The sequence below is a fragment of the Thermogutta sp. genome, from assembly GCF_039793925.1.
Taxonomy (GTDB): domain Bacteria; phylum Planctomycetota; class Planctomycetia; order Pirellulales; family Thermoguttaceae; genus Thermogutta.
Genome location: NZ_JBAMME010000243.1, coordinates 1 through 5171 on the forward strand (window position 1 = coordinate 1; position 5171 = coordinate 5171).

Below are 5171 nucleotides of genomic sequence, written 5' to 3' on the forward strand. Positions count from 1 at the left end.
ACGGTTTACCAAACCCGATCTCAATGGAGCCCTCACCGGGGCTTCCCGCGCTTCCAGGAGGCGATCGCCTGGTCCAGTTGAGGACCAGAGCCGTTTTAGCCGTGCCATACTCCATGCACCCAACTGCTGAACGAAGACACCTGAACTGTGTGACTTTCTGGGACGCCATCATCCTCGGCGACGACACATTTTTTTCCAGAGATGGCCTCTGTCACCTCCCTGGGTTCGCCTCGTGGAGCGTTTTACACTCCGTTAGAGCTTGCCCCTCCGACTCGTGCCCATGTCTTATCAGGCTGTCCGGACCTCGGTGAGGCTTCCCGGGGCCGGTGCATTGGGCGAATCAGCCGACTTGCTTGAAGATCGGACTCGTGCGCGGAAAACACGACCTCCCGGAGAGCCTGTGCCCATGGGGGCGCGCACCGCTTCACGAACTCAAAGGAAAGAACTATTGATCCATGCAGAGTCGGACCCGATGATTTGCAGGGAGGCGAGGGCAAATACCCAAAGCGACAGTCCCCGGCCATCCGGCGGCCGTATCTTTTGTCTGCACGTCGGTCGTCCAAGGGTGGTGAGAAAGGGCGGAAGCCGCTATATTACCTGCGTGGTCAATGATCAAAGACTTCGAGGAGAATGATTATGCGAAGTCACATGTCGCGACGCCTATGGGTTTACTTCATTGTGTGGAGCGTGGTCTATGTGAAATGGGACACAGATTGGCTGAGTGATCGCTCGTCCCTGGCCGAAACGGTTTCCGCTGCGAGCCAGTCCTCAATGACCTTCGATGCCGCACCTTTTGCGGAATCGATCCTGAATGAACCTGGCAAAGCCTATGGTGTGGTGTGGGGTCAGTGGCGTAGGATTCGCGCGGTGGAGGTGGAATTTGATCCTGGCGTTTTTGTTTCACCGCAATCGCTTCAGGTGCAGTACTGGCATCGGGTGTGGAATGGGCTACCCGACCCCGTCTTGTCCGAAGCGGACGTGGCGCGGACCGGCTGGACGCCAGTGGATGATTGGACGAATGGGACCTGGAAAGTCGCCGACACGCGTGTCACCCAAGAGGGAAACCGCATCCGTTGGACCTTCGCCCCGACCCACGAGAGAGAATTTCCCAACCTCAACCAGCCGGGGGTCAGCTATCGGAAAACACTCAAACTCCGCGTGGTGGGCCAAGATCATCTCCCCAGAGTCACCGCCTTCCGCTGCTTCACGGATTCGGTGTACCGTCCGTTGACCGTCCGCATCTGTTGGGGACCTCCACGTATTTCTCAGCTTCGGTTTCAGGGACAGAACATGGGACGCCTGGAAGTTTTCAATGGGATTCTAAAAGCACTGCGGGCTGCCAACGGTTCGTCAATTGTCGTAGAGGACCATGGGCAATTTGTGCTTCCCGATGATTCCGGGGCGGCTCTCGAGGCTGATATCCTTGTCACAATGAACACCGTTCCGGGAGGCGAGGGCCAAGATCCCACCATTGTGACCGTGCGAACTCAGCACAACCCGTTTTCCTTCGCGGTCTCAGACCTCTTGAAAGGGGAACGGATCTTTGTGGATGATCTGGGGGTTCTCGTCACCCGCGTGGATGACACGATTGACATCTCGGAATATCGGCAGTTGCTGCAGGAGTTCCCGGGTCGCTGTGTCTATGATCGTGTATTCAACCAACCGGAGCAGACGCTTACCCGAGCGTGGAACGACATGCCCCTCAAGCGACCTCTCTACTTCGTGCATGGACTGCCGGGGAATCGCAACTTGATGATGCAAACGCCCAACGGCGACATCGCCGTGTCCAGCGTGAGCCGATGGTTCAACCTCCCACCAAGTCCCAAGGACACTCAAAGGAAGAACTGGAACGGAGAGATGCTCCGTCTGGGGTTTGGATTGCCCACCGACGACTGCCGTGGAGGCCGTGAACTGCGCGATGGCGCGCTCCCCTTACTTCGAACATGGTGGGTGGAAGGGCCCCTGTTTTACGAGCAGGAGACAGTGCTTGACGCCCTCGACGGCGATCTTGATCACGTGGAGGTGGACGATCCGACACTGCTTTTGATGCGGGTGCGGATCGTCAACACGTCGCCGGTTGAGTCGGCCACGGCACGACTGACCGTCACATCGCAGGCTGATCAGCCGGAGACGCTTCAGATAGACGGCCCACGGGTGTACGCCGTCGCCGGAGAGAAACGCTTTCTTCGTTGTCTTTTTGACCCGCGTGGCCGGGGGACAGTATCTGCCCAAAAAACTGCCGTGGTTTGGTCGTGCTCTTTCAATCCTGGAGAGACTCACGAAGTGTACGTCTTTGTGCCCTCCATCACCCTTTCATCTGACGACGAAATCGCGAGTGTTTTGTCGCGGCAGTTTGATCGTGACAGTGATCGCGTGCTTAATTTCTGGAGAAAACTTACCCAGGAGACCACCGAACTGGAAACGCCTGAGCCATGGCTGAACCGTTTCTACCACGCGGTTCTCTATCACAACGAGATTAATTGCACCCGGGACATTGCGGCCCCGAGGCGCTATGCCCGGGTAGGATCGCTCCGCTATGGAGTCTTCCCCAACGAGTCGGTGATGATGATTATGGACCTCAACCGGCGAGGACGCCACGAGACAGCCCAGCAGTGTTTGCAAACGTTTCTCGACTTTCAAGGAACGGTACCGCTGCCAGGAAATTTCCAGTCCACAGAAGGCCTCTTTTATGGGGCCGGTGGATACGAGTCGGGCGGATACAACAAACACCATGGGTATGTCATGTTCGGCATGGCGGACCACTGGTGGATAACTCGCGATCGCCAGTGGATGGCCGAGGCCGCCCCCAAACTCGTCAAGGCCTGCGAATGGGTCATCCGAGAACGCCAGGCGACCATGAAACTCAATCCCGACGGCAGTCGGCCCCTGGAGTATGGATTTCTGCCCAGCGGTGGGTTGGAGGATGTCCAGGATTACTGGTATTGGCTGGCGACGAATGTCAACACCGCCTGGGGTCTGACAGCTCTCAGCGAGGCCCTCGCCGACTATGGCCATCCCGAGGCTTCCCGCCTCCTGCGCGAGGCCCAGGCGTATAGGGAGGATGTCCTGCGGGGACTAACAGAGGCTCGCATCCGCGCCCCGGTGGTGCGCCTCCGCGATGGGACATATGTCCCCAAATACCCATCCCATCTTCACGAACGCGGACGATCACTGGGCTGGATCCGGGAGACGTTGGAAGGTTCGCTCTTTTTGCTAATCCACCGGCTGCTCCCGCCGGAGAGCCCGGAGGGCACATGGATTCTCAAGGATTACGAAGACAATCTCTACATCTCCAACGCGTTCGGTTATTCGATTCCGGTATTTGAACGCTTCTGGTTCTCTCGGGGTGGTTTTTCGATGCAGGCGAATTTGCTCGATGGGCCCCTCCCTTACCTTTACCGCGACGAAATCAAACACTTTTTGCGGGCTTACTTTAATGGATTCGCATCGGCGTTTTATCCAGACGTTATGATGTGCAACGAACACTCGAGTCCCGAATTAGGATATCCTGCTGGCGACCACTTCAAATCCTCCGATGAATCAAACGTCACCTTCTGGCTGCGCTTGATGTTCATTCAGGAGGACGGGGAGAATCTCTACTTGGGACGGGCAATCCCCCGCTACTGGCTCCGGGACGGCCAACGTCTTCGTATCGAGCGGGCACCGACATACTTTGGACCAATGTCCCTCGTCATGACATCCCATTCCAAGGAGGGACGAATCGAGGTGGACATGTTGCCGCCGGAGCGCAATCCGCCGCAGACCATCTATCTCCGGATTCGTCATCCCGATGGAAAACCGCTCCAGCGCGTGACGCTCAATGGTCAACCGTATGACAAATTCGACAGAGACCGGGAATGGATTGTTCTGCCCGGACAGGTTGAAGGTACACAAAAGATCATCGCGTATTACTGATCAGCGATTAGCAAGGGCTTGCCGACCGCGCTCCGGAAGAGACCAGTCGCCTACAGGAGCGTTTGCAACGGCGATGCCGCGTGGGGGCGTCTTATCCAATCGCGGGGCGCGGGTGGCGGAACCTGAAGATGTTTGAAAAATGTGCCGGTGTTAAAAGTCGTCTTCCTCGACATGTACTGTTGCGGCAGGTGAGGGTGATCGTGAGCGGCTAAGGCTTTCCCTGTGGACACCGGCAGACTGTTAAATCGATTAGCAGAATAAAATAAACAGTTTAGAGCCAATAAACCCCTGGTCTTTCAACTAAAAAACAATCGCAAATGTGGACACAATGCGAAGCGCACCGAGCGAGCCTTAATTAGAAGCCGCATCATTCTTGACGCACTTCATTGACAGTCGTCGTGTCCCCATTCACTCGGGCCGGGGCCGCTTAATGTGTAGATAAAGGCCCATTGTTCCGCGGTCGTTAGACACTTTTCTTCAGGGACTATTAAACTTCGCCCTATCTGGCGGCAACTGCCAGAATGACCCGGATGGTCTAGGGATGGCGCTGGGAAAGGTGCAGGCGAATCGGGCAGGTACGCTGCGGCCTCGAGTGTGGTTTCCAGCACGGCCCGCCGCTCGAGTGCCAGGGAGATTGGTGTCATCGAAAGTCCGCCGAGCGCCGTACAACGAAGCTCGCGTAGCATCTGACAGCCCACCTGCCGGGCAGATTCGATGACCTCGCCCAGCGGAATGAGAGCGTCGTAGTCAGTCAGCGCCCTATTGGCCTAGGCTAGGGCGTTGGTTGCCGCCAAGACATTCTTGCCCAGACAGGGCGCCTCCACGCGGTTGGCGATCAGATTGCAGATCAAACCCAGCATGCTTTGTAGAGCCAGCGATGCAGCCCAGACTGATTGCCGTAACGTCGCTCCTGCCATATCCGCCAAGACGGCAGCCGCTGCAACGCAGATCCGTAATCGAAACGCGGGTGCAAGCCCGCAATCGCCAAAAAAACGCTTCGCCAGTTCCGAACAATCCAGTAGCCTGCACATCGGCTTTTGTTGCCCCAATCAGCTGACACTCAAAAGTTGAATTCGGCATGTTCTACAGATGATCGCTGGCGAATAACGATCCTAGAGTGCTCCGGTCTCCCTCAGGTGGACACATTTCTTCAGGTAGACACGGTATCACAGGAGAAAGCCTTATTGTGGTCCTTGCCCAGGTTCGCCCCATTCAACAATTGACAACACCGCATTCGAACGTGGGTTGCGGTTGAC

At 56.7% G+C, this 5171-nt stretch carries 1 protein-coding gene; it reads left to right on the plus strand.

What is annotated here, in order from left to right; all coding sequences use genetic code 11:
• The first annotated feature begins 636 nt into the window (after positions 1-636).
• Positions 637-3915 (plus strand): hypothetical protein, encoded by a 3279-nt coding sequence (locus tag ABJK56_RS11565; RefSeq protein WP_347244827.1) that lies wholly within the window; start codon positions 637-639, stop codon positions 3913-3915.
• Positions 3916-5171 lie beyond the last annotated feature (1256 nt).